Origin of the sequence: Candidatus Accumulibacter meliphilus, assembly GCF_036625345.1 — a bacterium.
Taxonomy (GTDB): Bacteria; Pseudomonadota; Gammaproteobacteria; order Burkholderiales; family Rhodocyclaceae; genus Accumulibacter; species Accumulibacter meliphilus.
The window spans coordinates 49688-69669 of record NZ_JAZKTZ010000008.1 but is presented as its reverse complement, the minus strand read 5'-3'; the positions used below and the strand labels follow the sequence as shown (position 1 = coordinate 69669).

General features: G+C 62.5%; 15 protein-coding genes and 1 pseudogene. 11 read left to right on the top strand and 5 right to left on the bottom strand.

Going from position 1 to position 19982, the window contains the following annotated elements; translation table 11 throughout:
* Positions 1-2 precede the first annotated feature (2 nt).
* The 4 genes from V5B40_RS16845 to glmM all read left to right on the top strand — a co-directional run bounded on the left by V5B40_RS16845 (position 3) and on the right by glmM (position 5098).
* Complete coding sequence (locus tag V5B40_RS16845; RefSeq protein WP_332355566.1) at positions 3-623, top strand: RlmE family RNA methyltransferase; 621 nt, start codon at positions 3-5, stop codon at positions 621-623.
* A 117-nt stretch (positions 624-740) separates the two neighbouring features.
* The gene (gene ftsH, locus V5B40_RS16840) at positions 741-2630 is read left to right on the top strand and encodes an ATP-dependent zinc metalloprotease FtsH (protein WP_332355565.1); all 1890 of its coding nucleotides are present in this window, start codon (positions 741-743) and stop codon (positions 2628-2630) included.
* Positions 2631-2743: 113 nt separating this feature from the next.
* On the top strand, positions 2744-3574 hold the full coding sequence (gene folP / locus V5B40_RS16835) for a dihydropteroate synthase (RefSeq protein WP_332355564.1): 831 nt from the start codon (positions 2744-2746) through the stop codon (positions 3572-3574).
* A 156-nt stretch (positions 3575-3730) separates the two neighbouring features.
* Entirely contained in the window at positions 3731-5098 is a 1368-nt protein-coding gene (gene glmM / locus V5B40_RS16830) for a phosphoglucosamine mutase (RefSeq protein WP_332355563.1), read from the top strand.
* A 66-nt stretch (positions 5099-5164) separates the two neighbouring features.
* Here the strand turns inward: glmM and V5B40_RS16825 are convergent, their stop codons facing one another.
* The 5 genes from V5B40_RS16825 to acs form a co-directional block, all read right to left on the bottom strand.
* Positions 5165-5437, bottom strand: coding sequence for a DUF4212 domain-containing protein (locus V5B40_RS16825; protein WP_332355562.1), 273 nt, complete (start codon positions 5435-5437; stop codon positions 5165-5167).
* Between the two features lie 74 nt (positions 5438-5511).
* The gene (locus tag V5B40_RS16820) at positions 5512-7554 is read right to left on the bottom strand and encodes a sodium:solute symporter family protein (protein ID WP_332355561.1); all 2043 of its coding nucleotides are present in this window, start codon (positions 7552-7554) and stop codon (positions 5512-5514) included.
* A gap of 12 nt (positions 7555-7566) precedes the next feature.
* A complete protein-coding gene (locus V5B40_RS16815; protein ID WP_332355560.1) occupies positions 7567-8298 on the bottom strand; it encodes a 3'-5' exonuclease in 732 nt (243 codons plus the stop codon).
* 2 nt (positions 8299-8300) lie between these two features.
* A complete protein-coding gene (locus V5B40_RS16810) occupies positions 8301-10211 on the bottom strand; it encodes a DUF294 nucleotidyltransferase-like domain-containing protein (protein WP_332355559.1) in 1911 nt (636 codons plus the stop codon).
* 322 nt (positions 10212-10533) lie between these two features.
* Complete coding sequence (gene acs / locus V5B40_RS16805) at positions 10534-12498, bottom strand: acetate--CoA ligase (protein WP_332355558.1); 1965 nt, start codon at positions 12496-12498, stop codon at positions 10534-10536.
* A gap of 280 nt (positions 12499-12778) precedes the next feature.
* On the opposite strand from acs, the pseudogene V5B40_RS16800 reads away from it, so the two are divergent.
* The 7 genes and pseudogenes from V5B40_RS16800 (at position 12779) to V5B40_RS16770 (ending at position 19981) form a co-directional block, all read left to right on the top strand.
* Positions 12779-13335: pseudogene (locus V5B40_RS16800) on the top strand (TIGR00645 family protein).
* Between the two features lie 58 nt (positions 13336-13393).
* Positions 13394-14914 (top strand): fumarate hydratase, encoded by a 1521-nt coding sequence (locus V5B40_RS16795; RefSeq protein WP_332355557.1) that lies wholly within the window; start codon positions 13394-13396, stop codon positions 14912-14914.
* A 65-nt stretch (positions 14915-14979) separates the two neighbouring features.
* A complete protein-coding gene (gene murI / locus V5B40_RS16790) occupies positions 14980-15765 on the top strand; it encodes a glutamate racemase (RefSeq protein WP_332355556.1) in 786 nt (261 codons plus the stop codon).
* A gap of 2 nt (positions 15766-15767) precedes the next feature.
* Complete coding sequence (locus V5B40_RS16785) at positions 15768-17027, top strand: NAD(P)/FAD-dependent oxidoreductase (RefSeq protein ID WP_332355555.1); 1260 nt, start codon at positions 15768-15770, stop codon at positions 17025-17027.
* A 112-nt stretch (positions 17028-17139) separates the two neighbouring features.
* Positions 17140-17967 carry a DUF2189 domain-containing protein gene (locus V5B40_RS16780; protein WP_332355554.1) on the top strand — a complete coding sequence of 276 codons (828 nt, stop codon included), beginning with the start codon at positions 17140-17142 and terminating at the stop codon, positions 17965-17967.
* Positions 17968-17975: 8 nt separating this feature from the next.
* Complete coding sequence (locus tag V5B40_RS16775; protein WP_169064917.1) at positions 17976-18188, top strand: DUF2788 domain-containing protein; 213 nt, start codon at positions 17976-17978, stop codon at positions 18186-18188.
* Between the two features lie 128 nt (positions 18189-18316).
* On the top strand, positions 18317-19981 hold the full coding sequence (locus V5B40_RS16770; protein WP_332355553.1) for a peptide chain release factor 3: 1665 nt from the start codon (positions 18317-18319) through the stop codon (positions 19979-19981).
* The last annotated feature ends 1 nt before the right edge of the window (position 19982 follow it).

Below are 19982 nucleotides of genomic sequence, written 5' to 3'. Positions count from 1 at the left end.
CAATGAAACGAAGCAGATCAAGCACGGCGTGGTTGAACGAGCATGTTAACGACGCCTATGTCCAAAGGGCAAAGGCAGAAGGCTATCGTTCGCGCGCGTCGTACAAGCTGATGGAAATTGACGACAAGGATGCTCTGATCCGCTGCGGCGACGCGATCGTCGACCTCGGCGCGGCGCCAGGCGGCTGGTCACAAGTGGCCGCCAGACGGCTGCAGGGCCGGGGTCGCGTCATCGCGCTCGATTTGCTGGAGATGGCGCCGCTACGCGGCGTCACTTTTCTGCAAGGCGACTTTCGCGAGCAGAACATCCTGCTCGCGCTGGAGGAATTGCTCGCCGGCGACCGACCAGGGCTTGTTCTTTCCGATATGTCCCCCAATATCTCGGGTATCTCGGTCTGCGACCAGGCCAGGGTGATGCACCTGGCCGAGCTGGGCCTGGACTTTGCGCGCAGCTGGCTGCAACCGGACGGCGCATTCCTGGTCAAACTTTTTCAGGGCCACGGCTTCAACGAGTTCCTGCACGAAATGCGCAAGACCTTCAAGACGGTATCTTCACGCAAGCCGGATGCTTCCAGGGATCGTAGTCCAGAGGTCTATCTGCTGGGCAAGGCCTTGAAAACGTGAGAGCATCTGCAAGGTCGTCTTTGCTTCAACGGCAGCTAATCGGTTTAGAATGCTGGGTTCGTGGAACAGCAGGGTTTCCGGCGCTTGTGCGCCGGACAACGTGGAAGAGGTGAAGTATTGAATAACATGTTCAAAAATCTGGCCGTGTGGCTGGTTATTGGTCTGGTCCTGATGACCGTCTTCAACCAGTTCAACACCCGCCAGGTCGCTCAGTCGACGATGGAGTATTCACAATTCATCGACGAAGTGGGCAAAGGGACAATTGCCAAGGTGGTGATCGAGGGTCGAGTGCTCAAGGCGACGACCACCGACGGGCGCAAGCTGACCAGCTACGCGCCACCAGACCTGTGGATGGTTTCCGACCTGCTCAAGAATGGCGTCACCATCGAAGCCAAACCCGAAGAAGAACAGTCCTTTTTGATGAGCATTTTCGTCAGCTGGTTCCCGATGCTGCTGCTCATTGGCGTATGGATCTTTTTCATGCGTCAGATGCAGGGCGGTGGCCGCGGCGGTGCTTTCTCGTTCGGCAAGAGCAAGGCACGCCTGCTTGACGAGTCGACCAACACCATCACTTTTGCCGATGTCGCTGGTTGCGACGAAGCCAAGGAAGAGGTCTCCGAACTGGTGGACTTCCTGCGTGACCCGTCGAAATTCCAGAAACTCGGCGGCCGCATCCCGAAAGGCGTGCTGCTGGTCGGCAACCCGGGTACCGGCAAGACCCTGCTGGCCAAAGCGATTGCCGGCGAAGCCAAGGTTCCGTTCTTCTCGATCTCCGGTTCCGACTTCGTCGAGATGTTCGTCGGTGTCGGCGCAGCGCGCGTCCGTGACATGTTCGAAAACGCCAAGAAGCACGCCCCGTGCATTATCTTCATCGATGAGCTCGATGCCGTCGGACGGCAACGCGGCGCCGGTCTCGGCGGTGGCAACGACGAGCGCGAACAAACACTCAACCAGATGCTGGTTGAAATGGATGGTTTTGAAGGCAGCGTCGGAGTTATCGTGATCGCTGCCACCAACCGTCCCGACGTGCTTGATCCAGCGCTGATGCGTCCGGGCCGTTTCGATCGCCAGGTCGTCGTACCACTACCGGACATCCGTGGTCGCGAGCAGATTCTCATCGTTCATATGCGCAAGGTGCCCTTGTCGCCCGACGTCAAGGCCGACATCATCGCCCGCGGCACACCCGGTTTTTCCGGAGCCGATCTGGCCAACCTGGTCAACGAGGCCGCCTTGTTCGCGGCGCGCGGCAACAAGCGCCTGGTGGACATGGAGGACTTCGAGAAGGCCAAGGACAAGATCATGATGGGCGCCGAGCGCCGCAGCATGGTCATGAACGAGGACGAGAAGCGCAATACGGCCTACCATGAGTCGGGGCATGCCGTGGTCGCCAAACTGATGCCGAAGTCCGACCCGGTACACAAGGTCACCATCATCCCGCGCGGACGCGCACTCGGACTGACCATGCAACTGCCGGAAGAGGATCGTTACGCTTATGATCGCGTCTATCTGATGAGTCGGATTGCAGTCCTCTTCGGTGGCCGCATCGCCGAAGAACTGTTCATGAATCAGATGACCACCGGCGCCTCGAATGATTTCGAGCGAGCAACGCAGATGGCGCGCGACATGGTCACCCGCTACGGCATGTCTGACGCACTCGGCCCCATGGTCTATGGCGAGAATGAGGGCGAGGTCTTCCTGGGGCGTTCGGTCACCACGCACAAGAACATGTCCGAAGCGACCATGGAGAAAGTCGATCGCGAAATTCGCAGCATCATCGATCAGCAGTACGCCCTCGCGCGCCGCGTCCTCGAAGAGCATCGTGCGACGGTCGAGGCAATGGCCGCCGCCTTGCTCGAACTCGAAACGATCGACAGCGACCAGATCGACGACATCATGGCTGGCAAGCCGCCGCGCCCGCCGAAGCCGCCGCAAACAAAGCTGCCGAGCACGCCACCGGACAGCAAGGCGCCGGATGCCGCTCCGAGCGCACCACCGGCACCCGCCTGAGCGCGCACTGCGGGGCAAAGCCTGGGCTATCGCTATGTATCGACTCGTGCGTGGGAAATGAGCTTCCGGAGCCCGCCCGGCGGGGTCGGCGCTAGGCGCTAGACGCTGACCTGATGCTTCGCTGCGGCGCGTTTCAACTCCCGCTGACCCGCCCGCTGGTGATGGGTATCGTCAATCTGACTCCGGACTCTTTTTCCGGTGACGGACTGGCGAGCAACACCCGTGAGGCGGTCGCGCGTGCTCGCCAGCAGATTGACGCCGGTGCCGACCTGCTGGATATCGGCGCCGAGTCGTCACGCCCAGGTGCCGCACCCACCTCGGAGGAGGAAGAACTGCGGCGCTTGTTGCCCGTGCTCGAAGCCCTTGGCGACTGCACGCTGCCAATTTCGGTCGATACCTACAAGCCGGCGGTGATGCGTGTGGCGCTGGCCAACGGTGCCTCGATGATCAATGACATCTTTGCGCTACGCATGCCGGGAGCGATGGCCGCGGTCGCCGACAGCGACTGTGCCGTCTGTCTGATGCACATGCAGGGCGCGCCATTGACCATGCAGGAGCAACCCGCCTACGCCGATGTCGTGGCCACGGTGCAGGCTTTCCTGCGCGCACGCGTCAGCGCCGCACTGGCGGCAGGCATCAGCAGGGATCGCCTGCTGCTCGATCCGGGTTTTGGCTTCGGCAAGACACTGCAGCACAATCTTGACCTGCTGTACCATTTCGATGAATTATCGATTGACAAGCTGCCTTTGCTGGCCGGGATCTCACGAAAATCGATGCTGGGAACGATCACCGGGCGTCCGGTCGCGCAGCGACTTGCCGGCAGCCTCGCTGCTGCGCTGCTGGCAACACAACGCGGCGCGAGCATTTTGCGCGTTCATGATGTCAGCGAAACACGCGATGCCTTGGCCGTCTGGCAGGCTGTAAACACAACAGAAGTCGCCTGACGGGGAGGCACGAAGGCCTCGCCTCCGCAGGCTGACGCATCGACGTTCGCAGTTCTGGTTGGTGTATTTGTGGGCAGTGCTTGGGCCCGGGTTTGCGTAGAATGGGCTGGATTGAACGAATGAATATCCACATTGGCGACTGAAGGGAGAAACATCGTGGCGAGGAAATACTTTGGAACCGACGGCGTACGAGGGAGAGTCGGCGAGAGCCCAATCACGCCCGATTTCGTCATGCGCCTGGGTCACGCCATGGGCAGGGTCCTCGTTACGCATGGAGCGGAACGCAGCGGCACCATAGCCGGAGAGCGTCCGGCCGTACTGATCGGCAAAGATACCCGCGTTTCAGGCTACATGCTGGAAGCCGCCCTGGAAGCCGGTTTTTCGGCTGCCGGGGTGGACGTCTCCCTGGTCGGACCCATGCCGACGCCAGCCATCGCCTACCTGACTCGCGCTTTGCGCCTGCAAGCCGGCATTGTCATCTCCGCATCGCACAACCCCTACTACGATAACGGCATCAAGTTCTTCTCGGCGCAGGGGACCAAGCTTCCCGATGAGATCGAGTTGGAGATCGAAGCGGCGCTCGACGAGCCGCTGACCTGCGTCGACTCGGCCGCTCTCGGTCGCGCGCGTCGAATTGATGACGCGGATGGTCGCTATATCGAGTTTTGCAAGAGCACCTTCCCCTTCGAACAGGACTTGCGCGGACTCAAAATCGTCGTCGACTGCGCCAACGGCGCCGCCTACTACATCGCACCAAACGTGTTCCACGAACTTGGCGCCGAAGTGAGCAGCATCGGCGCCGACCCCAACGGCCTCAACATCAACCACGAAGTCGGCGCAACGGCGCCCGAAGCGCTGCGCCAAGCCGTGCTCACACAAGGCGCAGACCTCGGTATTGCCCTCGATGGCGACGCCGACCGGGTGTTGATGGTAGACGCCCAAGGCACCCTCTACGACGGCGATCAACTGCTTTTCGCCGTCGTCCGCAGCCGTCTCCGCCAGGGTCCTGTGGCAGGTGTCGTCGGCACCCTGATGACCAATCTCGCCTTCGAACACGCCGTGGCCGAACTTGATATACCGTTTGTTCGTGCCGCAGTCGGCGACCGCTACGTGATGGACATGTTGCGCCAGAAAGGCTGGTTGTATGGCGGCGAGAACTCCGGGCACATCCTTTGCCTCGACAGGCACTCGACAGGTGACGGCATTGTTTCCGCTCTACAGGTGCTTTCGGCACTACGGACAGCCGGTGGCACAGTGCAAGAGCTGCTGGGCGACCTGCAACTCTACCCGCAGAGGCTGATCAACGTCGCCTTGAGCAAGGGCTTCCCATGGCAGGATCACCCCTTGATCGGCTCGGTGCACAACCAGGTGGAGAGCGCGCTAAACGGCCGTGGCCGAGTACTGCTGCGTGCTTCGGGAACCGAACCGCTGCTACGCGTAATGGTCGAAGGCGAGGACTCCGCAGTGGTCAACAATGCCGCCGAGACACTGGCCGCCGCCGTGCGCGAAGCGGTCGCGTCGTAAGCCGATCAAGGCCCGGCCGATCACGAAGAGAAGCCCAGCGCTACTGAGGCACTCGCTCAGCCGTGCTCAGCCGTCATCGCCCTCGCCTTCACGGACGCCGTATTGGCGGTCGAGCCGGTTCATGTAGCGTGCATACCACCAGATGATCGCCAGATAAACCAGCGGCGCCCCCTGGGCGCCCATGTAAAACCCCAGCGGGAAGCCCATGACCGTGATCTCGGCGAGCTCACGGGCGAAAAAGCTGACCACGAAAGTGACCGCGAACCACATCGCCAGCAGCAATGCCGTCATCTTCAGGTTGCGCCGCCAGTAGTTGCGATGCTGGTGTTCGCGCCGCATTCAGCTCGCGCCCCCTGCTGCGCCTCGAACGGAAGCGTGCGCAGGCCAGGCGGAGCGCGCCAGCCGAGGTCGGCTCACGAAGCTTCCAGTTCCGGATAGCGAACGCTTTCGACGAAATCCTGCGTCGCCTTACTTGGCGGCTGGGAACACAGACTGACCACGACAATCGTCGCGAACCCGGCGGCAACGCCCCACACCCCTGCCGACGTCGACTGGATACCCCACCACGGCTCCATGCCGATTCCCTGGATACCAAGCCAGGGGATGGCGTCCACCTGCACACGAACCATGTAATAGAGGGTCACCAGCAAGCCGATCAACATGCCACTCACCGCGCCCGCCGCATTGGCCCTTTTCCAGAAGACGCCAAGAATCAAGGCTGGAAAAAAGGCCGCCCCGGCCAGCGAGAAGGCCCACGCCACCATCGATAGAATCGTCGCCGGCTTCTGCGAAGCGACCGTGGCCGCGAGCACGGCGACCACCAGCAGCAGCGTTTTCGAAACCACCAGCCGCCATTGGGTGGTCGCCTCGGGACGATAGACCTTGTAATAGACGTCGTGCGACAAGGCGCTGGCGATGGTCAACAGCAAGCCGTCGGCGGTAGACAATGCCGCCGCCAGCGCACCGGCAGCGACCAGGCCAGAAATGACATACGGCAAACCGGCAATTTCTGGCGTGGCGAGCAAAATCACATCCGGATTGAGCGCCAGTTCGACGAGTTGCAGAATTCCGTCGCCATTCACATCTTCGATCGAGACCAGACCGATCTTGCCCCAGGCACTGACCCAGACAGGCAGTTGGGCGATCGACGAACCGATCAGCGTCGAGTAGATCTCGTACTTGGCAAAGGCGGCGTACGCTGGCGCCGTCAGATAGAGCGCCAGAATGAACAGCAGGGACCAGAAAACCGAAGTGCGCGCCTCGCGAACGCTGGGAGTGGTGTAGTAACGCATCAGCACGTGCGGCAGGGCCGCGGTACCGACCATCAGGCAGAAGACCAGACTGAGAAAGTTGAGACGCGCCGTATTGCTCACCTCCTCACCACCCGAGGGATAGGGAGTCAGGTGATGCTCGGGATCGGCGCCACGCAGCGCCGCGTCACGCATCAACTTCTCCCAGTAGACCTTGGCCGCCTCACTGCTTTTCGGCAACTCGCGGCGCTCGTGCTCGAGGGCCACGACCTCACGCATCTGCGCGTTGCTGCTTTTCAGTTCCTCGATCTGCTCGGCTAGGCGGAGCCGCTCTTCGTCGAGCGCTTCGGGCAAGGTCAGGATGCGTTCGTAGTAGCCATCGGCGCGTTCGCGAAAAATGCGGCGAGCTTCAATCTCGGCGGGCTCGGCGAAGATTTTCTCTTCGAGCACCTGCACCTTCTGCAGGACCAGGCCATAGGTCAGTTGCGGAACCGGAATGCCGGTGACCTGGTACGAGAGAATGGTCACCGGAACCAGATAGGCGACGATCAGGATGGCATACTGAGCCACCTGCGTCCAGGTCACCGCGCGCATGCCGCCGAGGAAGGAGCAAACCAGGATACCGGCCAAACCGACATAGACCCCGATCTCGAACTGCAACCCGACAAAGCGGCTGGTAATCAGCCCGACCCCGTAGATCTGTGCGACGACATAAACGAAAGACGCCAGTACCGTCGCCAAGACGCCGACCAGCCGCGCCGGGTTGCCGCCATAGCGCGCGGCGAGAAAGTCCGGGATGGTGAATTGCCCGAAGCGCCGCAAATAGGGTGCCAGCAACAGAGCGACGAGGACGTAACCGCCGGTCCAGCCCATCACGTACGCCAGCCCCTGATAGCCCGACAGGTAGAGCGTCCCGGCCAAGCCCATGAACGAGGCCGCGCTCATCCAGTCGGCGCCGGTCGCCATGCCGTTGAAAATCGCCGGCACCCGCCTGCCGGCCACGTAGTACTCGGAAACGCTGGCCGTGCGCGCCAGCACGCCAATCGTCGCGTAGAGGAAAATGGTCAGAAACAGAAAGGAGTAGCCGATCCAGCGCGGTGGCAGTCCGTGCCGCTCGAGGAACGCCAGGATGAGGATGAAAATGAAGAAGCCCGCGGTGTAGAAAGCATAGTAGCGACGCAGCGGGACGGTGGTGTAGTCGACCATCGCTGCGCTCGCCTAAGCACTCGGGTACAGGTGACGCCGTGCTTTCTCGATTTTGATAAGGCTGGCCGGCGTCTCGAAACCTTTTTGCGCGGCACGCGCCAGAGTGAGCTGCAGCAGCTGCGCCGTCGCATAGGCGTCCGAAACCGGGTTGTGCCGCTCGATGCTGGGGACGCCGAAGTGTTCAAGCCAGGTGTCCAGGCGCGCCTGTTTGTCACCCAACTCGCGAAACAGGCCAGCCATCACCCAGGCCAGATCGATCCATGGCAAATCCAGCTCGACGCCCAGCGTCTCGGCCAACACACGTTCGATTCGCCGGGCGACGAACGACGCGTGGTAAGCGACCAGCGGCGCCTTGCCGACAAAATCAAGCAAAGCGAGCAAGGCTTCGCCGCGTTGCTCGCCGCTGATCGGCGTCGGCGTCAGCGACAATTGCTCGGCCTCGGCAAGCGGACGCCCGGCGGCGTCCGTCGCCGCGGCTGCGTCCACCATTGGTAGCTGCAAGGCAGCGCTTAAATCAATCAGGCCATCGGTCAGCGCCAGCGCGCCGATCGAACCGAGAGGACCGTCCTTCCAGTCCCCGCCGGCGATGGCGATGTCGATCAGCACGTAGCGACTGCGATAGTGCGAGCGACTCAGAGCAGGTGCCGGCAGCGTCTGCCAGGCGGCAAGTCGCTGCAACTGCCTGCTCGTCAAGTGCAAGGCTTGAGCGTTCTGGCCAGCAAACAGTTTCGAGAACCAGACCATGGTCAGATCTGATAGTCGAGCTTCAGGCGTACCTGCAGCCTGCGCGCCTGCCGGAAAGACTCTTTGAGCATATGTCTTTCAACCTCGTTCAGCTCGTCCGGCCGGATCAGATTGTCGCCGCTGCGCCCGTGTTCCTGCTCGAAATGCTGGTGCCGCAAACGCAGCATCTGAATGAAATTGAAGCCGTCGACGACGGCCGCCGTCTCGTCTGCAGAAATCTTCATCAGGCTGCTGGCGCGCTTGAGACGAGCGACGGTATTCGTCGCCTCGACCTGATTGGCCAGCGCGAAAAGGCGTGCCGCGTCGGTGAACAGACGCACGCCGTACTTCTTGAGATCGATGGTTCCGGGATGCTCGGGGTCGCCGTCGGTGACGAAGTCGCGGATGCGGCCGAGCGGCGGCGCCACATTGAGCGCATTCTGGGCCAGCATGCGCAGGAACAGCGGATTGCCCTGGGTCTGGCGAAGAAGCGACAGACGCATCCGGTGCGCCAGATTGAAGCGGCCGTGCAGCGGTCGGAAATCGAAAAAGATCGTCGCGTTCAGCAAGGCCAGCGGTTCGGGTGTGCGCACCCACTGCGCAAACTTCTCTTCCCATTCCTCGAACGTCAGGCAGAGCTCGGGATTGCTGGCCATGATGTTGCCCTTGCACAGGGGGAAGCCGCACTTGTCGAGGTCATCATTGACCTCCCGGGCAAAATCGAGAAAACGTAGCTGCGTCTGCTCGCGATCCATGATGTCGGTGCAAATGAAGACGATTCCGTTATCCTGATCGGTGGTGAAGGTCTGCTCGTCGCGCCCTTCCGAACCGAACGCCAGCCACGCCCAGTCGATGCCGTAAAAATCGTGGCGCTCGAGGTTGAGTTCGATCACCCGGCGCGTCACCGCGTCGTTCAGGGTCGAGATGAACTGCGTAATCTCCTGCGCACCGACTCCCTCCGAAAGCATCGTCAGCGCCAGCTGGCGAACGTCGTCGCGCGCGTGCTGCAGCACGGCGATAGTGGTCGCTGCATCGATCGCGTGCCGAATCTGCCGCAGGCCGGCACCTTGCAGCTTGAACAGGTCACGCTCGGAAACCACGCCGCGCAAGCGCCCGCCTTCGTCCACCGCGAGAACGTGGCGCACCCGGTGCATGGCCATCAGCAGCGCCGCGTCGTGAGCATTTGCCGCCAGCGGCAAGGTCTGCGGCGCCGGCGACATGACCGCGGCAATCGCCTGCTCCAGGGACGCCCCGGGGAGGACGATGCGTTTCAGGATGTCCGAAAGGGTAAAAATGCCGATAGGCTGCTGCTCGCCATCCACCACCACCATCGAGCCGAGGTGCTGACTGGCCATCAGCTCGACGACCCGGCGCACCGGTGTGTCGGCCGCCACGGCGACCGGTTCACGCGTGACGATTGTCGCTAGTGGCGAGTTCATCGTCTTCTGCTCGGCGGCGCGCTGGGCAAGCTGCAGCTGCAACTGCTGCTGCGATTGTCTGAGCAGACCGGCAATGTACTGAGTACAGAAAAGATTGAAGACTGTGCTCTTCTGGGTCAGGGTGAAGAAGTCTTCGGCGGCAAGTTCGTAGCAGAAGACATCGTCGCGGGCAACGTAGGCGCCCACCGTTTCACGCTGCGCCATCAGCGCGCCAATCGAGAAGCTCTGACCGGGACCGAGGGTGAGCGACGATGACTCCAGCTTGCGGTCCCCACCGCTGCGCAGAACATCCACCCGACCACGCTGCAGGATGTGCAGCGTCCGCGCCACGCCGCTCTCTCTGGCCAGAATCCGCGCGCCTTTCGGATAGTGGGCGAGTTTCACCCGCTGCGCGAGAAAACGCAGCCACTCGGCTTCCATCCGATCAAAAGGCGGGTAGGCCTGCAGTGACTGGATGCACGCGGAGACCAGCAGTTCAGTCGCCTCGTTGCTCATCCGGGCTCCTAGTTCGATGCAAATGAAGAGGCCGGCACGCCGTGCCGGCCTGAAGTAAACACCGCTTGCTCAGCGAGGTGCCGCGTCGCAGGAGTCTCGCCCAGGCGCAGAAAGCTGCTAACGGTCATGACATGTCGAGATACCCCGAATCATGAAAGTCATGACCGTTTCCCTCTTCCCCAGACCCTTCTCCCGCGAGGGAGAAGGGCGCTTCGTGAGTCGCTTGCGCGACTTTCACATTAAGCAAAGCCGCCCACGGCGACCTCGGGCCGATCATTCGACCCGAGGTGGCCGCCGAACGCAGGCGCATGTTGTCGCTGGTTCAGCCCCTCAACTGGTCGAGAATTGCCGGATTCTCGAGCGTTGAAATGTCCTGTGCGACGGTCTCCCCCTTCGCCAGCGAGCGCAACAAGCGGCGCATGATCTTTCCGGAACGGGTTTTTGGCAGGTTCTCGCCAAAGCGCAGATCCTTGGGTTTGGCGATCGGTCCGATCTCGCGACCGACGTGATCCTGCAACTCCTTGATCATCTTCTTGGCCGCTTCGCCGGTTGGCCGCGCGCCTTTCAGGACCACGAAGGCACAAATCGCTTCACCGGTCAGATCGTCCGGCCGGCCCACCACGGCCGCTTCGGCGACCATCGGGTGCGAAACCAGTGCCGATTCGATTTCCATGGTTCCCATGCGGTGACCGGAGACGTTCAACACGTCATCGATACGACCGGTAATCGTGAAGTAGCCGGTATTGATGTCGCGAATGGAACCGTCCCCGGCGAGGTATAGCTTGCCGTTGAAATCGTCCGGATAGTACGACTTCTTGAAACGCTCGGGGTCGCCCCAGATGTTGCGAATCATTGCCGGCCAGGGGCGCTTGACGACGAGCAGGCCGCCCTTGCCCCAATCGAGTTCGGTACCTGTTTCATCGACAACCGCGGCCATGATTCCCGGGAAGGGCAAGGTGCACGAACCAGGCACCATCGGCGTCACGCCTGGCAGCGGGGTAATCATGTGACCACCGGTTTCCGTCTGCCAGAAAGTATCGACAATCGGGCAACGACCGCCGCCAACGCTATCGTAGTACCACTGCCAGGCCGCCGGGTTGATCGGTTCGCCCACCGTACCGAGCAGGCGCAGCGACGACAGGTCGTACTGCGTCGGGGCCACCGCCGGATTGACGTCGGCGGCCTTGACCAGCGAACGAATCGCCGTCGGTGCGGTGTAGAAGACGCTGACCTTGTGGTCCTGGATCATTTTCCAGAAGCGGCCGGCGTCCGGATAGGTCGGAATCCCTTCGAAGACCACTTCGGTCGCGCCGCAGGCCAGCGGTCCGTAGGTGATATAGCTATGACCGGTTACCCAACCGATGTCGGCGGTACACCAGAAGAGGTCGTCGGGCTTGATGTCGAAAGTCCACTTCATGGTCACGATGGCGTGCAGCAGATAGCCGCCGGTCGAGTGCTGAACGCCCTTCGGCTTGCCGGTCGATCCCGAGGTGTACAGCAGGAACAGCGGGTGCTCGGCGTCTACCCATTCCGGTTCGCAGACATCGGACTGACCCGCGGTAACATCGTGCCACCAGACGTCACGGCCAGCGACCATATTGCAGGTGCCACCGGTACGCTGGAAGACGATGACGTTCTTGATCGACTCGCAGCCACCCAGCGCAATGCCCTCGTCTACGGCCGGCTTGAGCGGAATCTTCTTGCCGCCGCGACACTGCTCGTCGGCGGTAATCACCGCCACTGCGCCAGCGTCATTGATGCGGTCACGTACCGACTGCGACGAGAAGCCACCGAAGACCACCGAGTGGATGGCGCCGATGCGGGCGCAGGCCTGCATGGCGACAATACCTTCGATACCCATCGACATGTAGATGACGACGCGGTCACCTTTCTTGATGCCGCGCGCGCGCAGGCCATTGGCGAACTGGCTGACCTGCACCAGCAGTTGCTGGTAGGTAAGCCGTTTGACTTCTCCGTCGTCAGCTTCGAAGAGGATCGCCACCTTGTCGCCGAGACCAGCCTCGACGTTGCGGTCCAGGCAGTTGTAGGAAGCGTTCAGCGTGCCATCGGCAAACCACTTGAAGAAGGGTGCGTTGGACTCGTCCAACACCTGCGTAAACGGCGTCTTCCAGGCGACGTGTTCGCGGGCCAGACGCGCCCAGAAACCGGGGTAATCCTTTTCCGCCTCGGCGCAGAGGGCCTTGTACGCGTCCATGCCAGAAATCGTCGCCTGTTTTACAAAGTCGGCGGAGGGGTCAATAAACGTAACGGCTTCGCTCTGTGACATGTGCCATCTCCTGTGCAATTATTGGTAGAAGTTCGAAGAAGTCGATGCAGCGCGTGCAGCGCGGGGCAATCAGAACCAGGTGAGAACCGCGTGTGCGTACCCTGCGCCTCGCGAAAGGCCGATACTCACCCGGCAGTAGCGCCTGCTGGCAGGGCAACTGCCCCAGATTAAACGCTGCCATTCTTACACACCACTTACGCCGCAACCCCGCCGTGCGCCAGAACTCAGCGTTTCTTTGGTGCTAAAATCTGTCCTCCCGAACTTCCCGCCCCCTGAAGAAATGCCCTCTCTCAAACCCACGGTAGACAAACTCGAGATGTTCATCTTCTGGAGCCGCTGGCTGCAGGCGCCGCTTTATCTCGGCCTGATCATCGCTCAGGGGTCTATGTCTACCTGTTCATGGTCGAACTGTCGCATCTGATTGGCAACCTTTTTTTCAGCGCCAAGCAAATCAACGAAACCGAGGTGATGCTCGTCGTTCTCGGCCTGATCGACGTGGTGATGATCGCCAACCTGCTGATCATGGTGATCATCGGCGGCTACGAAACCTTCGTCTCCCGGCTGCATCTCGAAGGCCACCCCGACCAGCCGGAATGGCTGTCGCATGTCAATGCCGGGGTACTCAAGATCAAGCTGTCGACGGCGATCATCGGCATTTCCTCGATCCATCTGTTGAAGACCTTCATCAACGCGGAAAACATGAGCGAACACACGATCAAGTGGCAGGTCATCATCCACGCCGTTTTCCTGGGCTCCGCCCTGGCCATGGTCTGGGTCGATCGAATAATGACCCAGACGCTGGCGATGAGCAGAGCGCAACACGCTGCCCGGCACTGACCAACACCCGCGGCGGGTAGGGTAATCAATCCCCGCCACTCACGAGAGAGAGCCTGAAATGACACCCATCAAGCAGGAAGACTTCATCCAGAGCGTCGCCGACGCCTTCCAGTACATCAGCTACTATCACCCGCTGGACTACATCAAGGCGCTCGGCGCTGCCTACGAGCGCGAGCAGAGCCCGGCCGCCAAAGACGCCATCGCCCAAATCCTGACCAACAGCCGCATGTGCGCCGAAGGACATCGACCGATCTGCCAGGATACCGGCATCGCGGTGATCTTCCTCAAGGTCGGCATGGACGTGCGCTGGGACGCCACTCTCTCGGTCCAGGAAATGTGTAACGAGGGTGTGCGCCGCGCCTACAACAACCCCGACAACAAACTACGTGCCTCGGTGCTGCTCGATCCTGCGGGGGCGCGCAAGAACTCGCGCGACAACACGCCGGCCGTCGTGCATTACGAAATCGTCCCCGGCGACCACCTGGAAGTGATTTGTGCGGCCAAGGGTGGTGGTTCCGAAAACAAATCCAAGTTCTACGCGCTCAACCCGTCCGACTCGATCGTCGATTGGGTCCTGAAGACCGTGCCGACCATGGGTGCCGGCTGGTGCCCGCCGGGAATCCTCGGTATCGGTATCGGCGGCACGCCCGAGAAAGCCATGCTGCTGGCCAAGGAGTCACTAATGGCGCCGGTCGACATCCATGAGCTGATCGCCCGCGGCGCCAATAGTCGCGTCGAGGAACTGCGTCTCGAACTGTACGAAAAGGTCAATGCCCTGGGAATCGGCGCGCAAGGCCTCGGCGGCCTGACCACCGTTCTCGACGTCAAGATCCTCGACTACCCGACGCATGCCGCCAGCCTGCCAGTGGCGATGATCCCCAACTGTGCGGCGACCCGGCACGCGCACTTTCACCTTGATGGTTCCGGACCGGCAATGCTGATCCCGCCGGACCTCGACCAGTGGCCGAAGGTCAACTGGACGCCGAACACGGAAACCTCGACACGAGTCAATCTCGACACGCTGACGCCAGCCGAAGTCGCGGCCTGGAAGCCGGGCCAGACACTGTTGCTCAACGGCAAGATGCTGACCGGTCGCGACGCGGCGCACAAACGCATCCAGGACATGCTCGCCAAAGGCGAAGCACTGCCGGTCGACTTCACCAACCGGGTAATCTACTACGTCGGCCCGGTCGACCCCGTTGGCGACGAAGTGGTCGGCCCGGCGGGTCCGACGACCGCGACGCGGATGGACAAGTTCACGGAGATGATGCTCGCCGAAACCGGGCTGATCTCGATGGTTGGCAAGGCCGAACGTGGCCCGACCGCCATCGAGGCGATCAGGAAGCATAAATCGGCGTATCTGATGGCCGTCGGCGGCGCCGCCTATCTGGTTGCCAAAGGAATCAAGGCGGCCAGGGTGGCGGGCTTTGCCGATCTTGGCATGGAGGCCATTTACGAATTCGAAGTCAAGGACATGCCAGTAACCGTGGCCGTCGATTCGAGCGGCACCTCGGTGCACAACACGGGACCACGCGAATGGCAGGGCAAGATCGGCAAGATCCCGGTCACCATCGCCTGAACTTCCTGATCAACTCCGCTGCAAGCCGGCCGAGCGCCGCGACGACTGAGAATCACGACCAGCCCATGATCGGCATTTTCGACAGCGGACTCGGCGGACTCTCGGTCCTCGCCGCCATCGCCCGAGCGCTCCCGCAAGCCGACCTGCTGTACTTCGCCGACACCGCAAACGTTCCCTACGGCGACAAGAGCGATGCCTTCATCCGTGACCGGGTTTTGGTCATTGGCAAGCATCTGGTCGCGCAAGGCTGCAGCCTTATTGTCGTCGCCTGCAACACCGCCACGGCGGCGGCCGTGGCCGCGTTCCGCGAGTTGCTTCCCGGGCTGCCGGTGGTCGGCGTCGAACCCGGCGTCAAACCGGCGGCGATGGCGTCGCGCAGCGGCCGTATCGCAGTACTGGCAACGCTGTCGACCACCCGCAGCAAGCGCCTGGCCGAGCTGATCCGGCAGCATGCAGGCGGCGTGCAGGTCGACGTCATCGCCTGTGATGGCTGGGCAAGCCGCGTTGAAAGCTTGCACCTCGACGACCCCGATTTCGCCGCAGAAGCACGCCAGCATCTGGCGCCACTGCTCGCCGCCGGCGCCGACCAGATTGTTCTTGGCTGTACGCACTATAGCTTCCTGCGCCCGGTTCTCGAACCGCTGGTCGCCAATCGAGCGACGCTGGTCGACGTCGCCGACGCCGTCGCCCGCCAGTGCGTGCGCCTCGCCGGAGCAGGCACCAGCAGCGGCGGCCGCTTGACGCTGTTCGCCACCGCCCACCCGGAACGTCTGCAAGCAGCCCTGCCGGTACTCGGCCTGGGCCGCTTGTGCGATCGCCAGACTCAGGCCGCGCGCCTGGCAATCGCCTGAAATTGACGACCGCTCGCGTCTCGTCGGCCGAGCCGCTGGTAGCCGTCATCGGTGCTGGCCCGGCCGGCCTGATGGCTGCCGAAGTGCTCGCCAACGCTGGCGTCAGCGTCGATGTTTACGACGCCATGCCTTCAGCCGGCCGCAAGTTGCTGATGGCCGGCAGGGGCGGTCTGAACATCACCCACGCCGAGCCTGCCGAAGAGCTTCGCAAGCGTTACGGCGCACGGCAAAAGGAGATCTCGCCCCTGCTCGACGCCTTCCCTCCGACAAGGCTTCGCGAGTGGGTACACGGCCTCGGCGTAGCAACTTTTATCGGCAGCTCAGGGCGCGTTTTCCCGACCGACATGAAAGCCGCGCCTCTGCTGCGCGCCTGGCTGCAGCGACTGCGCCGCACGGGCGTACGCTTCCACATGCGCCATCGCTGGAGTGGCTGGACGCCGGCTGGCGAGGGCCGCATCGGACTATCTTTCGCCACCCCGCAGGGCGAACAACAGCAGCAAGTGCATGCCGTCGTACTGGCCCTCGGTGGCGGCAGTTGGGCGAGGCTCGGTTCGGACGGCAAGTGGTTCGCGCTCCTCGAACAAGCGGGCATCGCGCTGGCACCGCTGCGGCCGGCCAACTGCGGCTTCGACGCGGCCTGGAGCGAACACCTTCGTGAGCGCTTCGCCGGCCAGCCGATCAAGGCCGTCAGCGCCTCCCTGGTCGACGCCGACGGCGTCATGCATCGCCGCCGCGGCGAGTTCATGCTCACGACGAACGGCGTCGAAGGCGGTCTGATCTACGCCCTGTCAGCCGCCCTGCGCGACACCATAGACGCCCAGGGGTCGGCAGCGCTGCACCTCGACCTGCTACCCGAGCACACAGCCGCACGCGTGCTTGCCGAAGTGGCGCGAGCACGTGGCGCGCGCTCACTCTCCAGCCATTTGCAAAGCCGCCTGCGGCTCAAGGGTGCCAAGGTCGCGCTGCTGCGCGAATGCCTGGCCAGCGATGAGTTTGTCGATCCGGCACGCCTGGCGGCAGCGATCAAGGCCCTGCCGCTACGCCTGCTCGCCACGCGCCCGCTCGACGAAGCAATCAGCAGCGCCGGCGGCGTCTGCTTCACCGCCCTCGACGAGCAGCTGATGCTCAAGGACCTTCCCGGCGTTTTCTGCGCCGGCGAAATGCTCGACTGGGAAGCTCCGACCGGCGGTTATCTGCTCACCGCCTGCCTCGCCAGCGGCCACGCGGCAGGCCGCGGTGTGCGGCACTGGCTGAGAAATTGAGCGACAGACTGGCGAGCCGCGCAGAAAACGCGGGTTCAGCAATGCGCACGGGCTCGCCAAGAGCGCCGCAGTGCACTAAACTCATTTCCGCAATGACCAACTCGCGACACTCATGACCCCTCCCCCGGCCGAGATCTCCCCGCTGCAGCCCCAGGTGCTCGTCGTCCCCCTGAGCGCGCCTCTGCAATGGCTGCGCCTGGGCTGGCGCGACCTGCGCCGTTGCGGCTCCCTGAGTCTGGCGCACGGGGTCTTGCTGGCCGCTTTCGGCCTCGCGCTGATGGCCAACGCCTACCAGCATTTCTGGCTGCTGGCCGGCGCCTTCTCGGGCTTTCTGGTCGTGGCCCCGGTGCTGGCGACCAGTCTGTACGCCATGAGTCGCGCCGTCGAACATGACCGCAGCATCGGCTGGCCACTGCTGCGGGACACCTGGCTGAGCTGGCAGCAATCCCGCTTCATGGAATCGGGCGGTTATTGGTGCCTGGTACGCTTCGGTCTTCTGCTGGCACTGGCCGGCACGGGATGGGTAGTCACCTCGGCGGCGCTGATTACCCTGCTCGCCCCTGTGCCCATCAACGCGCCAGCGGACTTCCTGCGCTACGTCGTACTGAGTCGAGACAATCTCCTCTTCGAAACCTGGCTGGCCATGGGTGGCGTACTGGCAGCGCCGATCTTCGCCTCCAGCATCGTCGCCATGCCCTTGCTCCTCGACCGGCGCAGCAACCTGCTGATGGCGGTCCTGACCAGCTGGCGGGTCGTTCTCGCCAACCCTGGCCCGATGGCCGTTTGGGCGGCACTGATCATGTTGCTGGTACTGATCAGTTTTGCGACGGCCATGCTCGGTCTGATCCTGCTCATTCCCGTGTTGGGCCACGCCAGCTGGCACGCTTACCGCGCGCTGGTTGATGCCAGCGCCTTGCCTGAGCGTCCGCGAGCGCAGTGAACGAGTCGATGCTTGGATTCTCCGAGGAACAGATTGCTGCCTTTGGCCTTTCCGTCGGCCTTGGCTCATTCATTCTCTACATGCTGTTCATCGTCGGACAACTGGCGTGGGAATCCAAGGCCGGCAAGCTCGGAACTTTCGTGATCTTCCTGGGCCTGACCTTCGGCATGCTCGGCTTCGCCGCCAAATACGTGATTCAGTGGGCGCTCGACATCAAGTGACGGGCCGGAGGCAGCGCGGTTCCAGCGCGCGCCCAGTCTTGCTATAGTTCGGCCTGCGCACCGCCAGCGGGTCATTCTTCATCTTCCCGGCCGGCGGCTTTTGTTTTCCTGCCGCCGAAAGCTTCCTGATGAGCACCACCGCCAGCACCGCCAACACCGCCAACGACTCCCCACACGACAGCCGCAGCGAAAGCGCCTTTCCGCCTGACATCCAGCGCGATGTCGCCAAGCGGCGGACCTTTGCGATCATTTCCCACCCGGACGCCGGCAAGACGACGCTGACCGAGAAGCTGCTGCTTTTCGGCGGCGCGATCCAGCTCGCGGGAACGGTAAAGGGGCGCAAGAGCGCTCGCCACGCCACTTCGGACTGGATGGAGGTCGAGAAACAGCGTGGCATTTCGGTGACCAGTTCGGTGATGCAGTTCGACTACCAGGGACACACCGTCAATCTGCTCGACACACCCGGGCACGAAGATTTCTCCGAAGACACCTACCGCGTGCTGACGGCTGTCGATGCGGCGGTGATGGTCATCGACGCCGCCAAGGGCGTCGAGGCGCAGACGATCAAGCTGCTCAATGTCTGCCGCATGCGCGACACGCCGATCATCACTTTCGTCAACAAGCTCGACCGCGAGGTCCGCGAACCTTTCGAGCTGCTCGAGGAAATCGAATCGGTGCTCGGCATCGAATGCGCGCCGATCACCTGGCCGATCGGCATGGGCAAGACTTTTCGTGGCGTCTATCACCTGCTCAACGACCGCCTGCTGCATTTCGCCGCCGGGCAGGAAAGGCGCAGCGAGTCAGAGCGCCTCGACGGTCTGGCCAACCCACTGCTCGACGCGCAGTTCCCCACCGAGGTCGCCAAACTGCGCGAGGATGTCGAGCTGATCCAGGGGGCGAGCGGGCCTTTCGAGCTGGCCGGTTTTCTCGCCGGCCGCCAGTCGCCGGTCTTCTTCGGCTCGGCAATCAACAACTTCGGCGTCCAGGAGATTCTCGAAGCGCTGCTCAACTGGGCACCGCCACCACAGGAACGCAACGGTGGCGAGCGCATCGTGCAACCCGCTGAAGCAGCATTCAGCGGCTTTGTCTTCAAGATCCAGGCCAACATGGACCCCAAGCACCGCGACCGGATTGCTTTTTTCCGCGTCTGCTCGGGCCGCTACACCCCGGGAATGAAGGTCAAACACGTTCGCCTCGATCGCGAAATGAAACTGGCCAACGTGCTGACCTTCATGGCCAATGAGCGCCTGTTGATGGAAGACGCCGTTGCTGGCGACATCATCGGCATACACAACCACGGCAACCTGCACATCGGCGATTGCCTCAGCGAAGGCGAGGTGCTGGCTTTCAAGGGCATCCCCTATTTCTCGCCGGAGCTCTTTCGGGTAGCACGGCTGCGCGACCCGCTGAAAAGCAAGCAGTTGCAGAAAGGGCTGCAGGAGCTCGGCGAAGAGGGCGCGATCCAGGTCTTCGAGAACCTCGGCAGCGGCGCGCTGCTACTCGGCGCCGTCGGCACGCTGCAGTTCGAAGTGGTTGCCCAGCGCCTGCAAAGCGAGTACAAGGTCGATGCCATCTTCGAATCGGCCGACATCTACACCGCCCGCTGGCTGACCTTCCCCGATGCCAACACGCGGCGCAATTTCGAGCGCGAGCAACTGCACCGCATGGCCAAGGATGTCGACGGCAATCCCGTTTACCTGGCCAGCACGCGCTACAACCTCGAGGTGACCAGCGAGAAGTGGCCGAGTGTCGGCTTCCACAGCTCACGCGAACACGGGCAGTTGCTCACTTGAG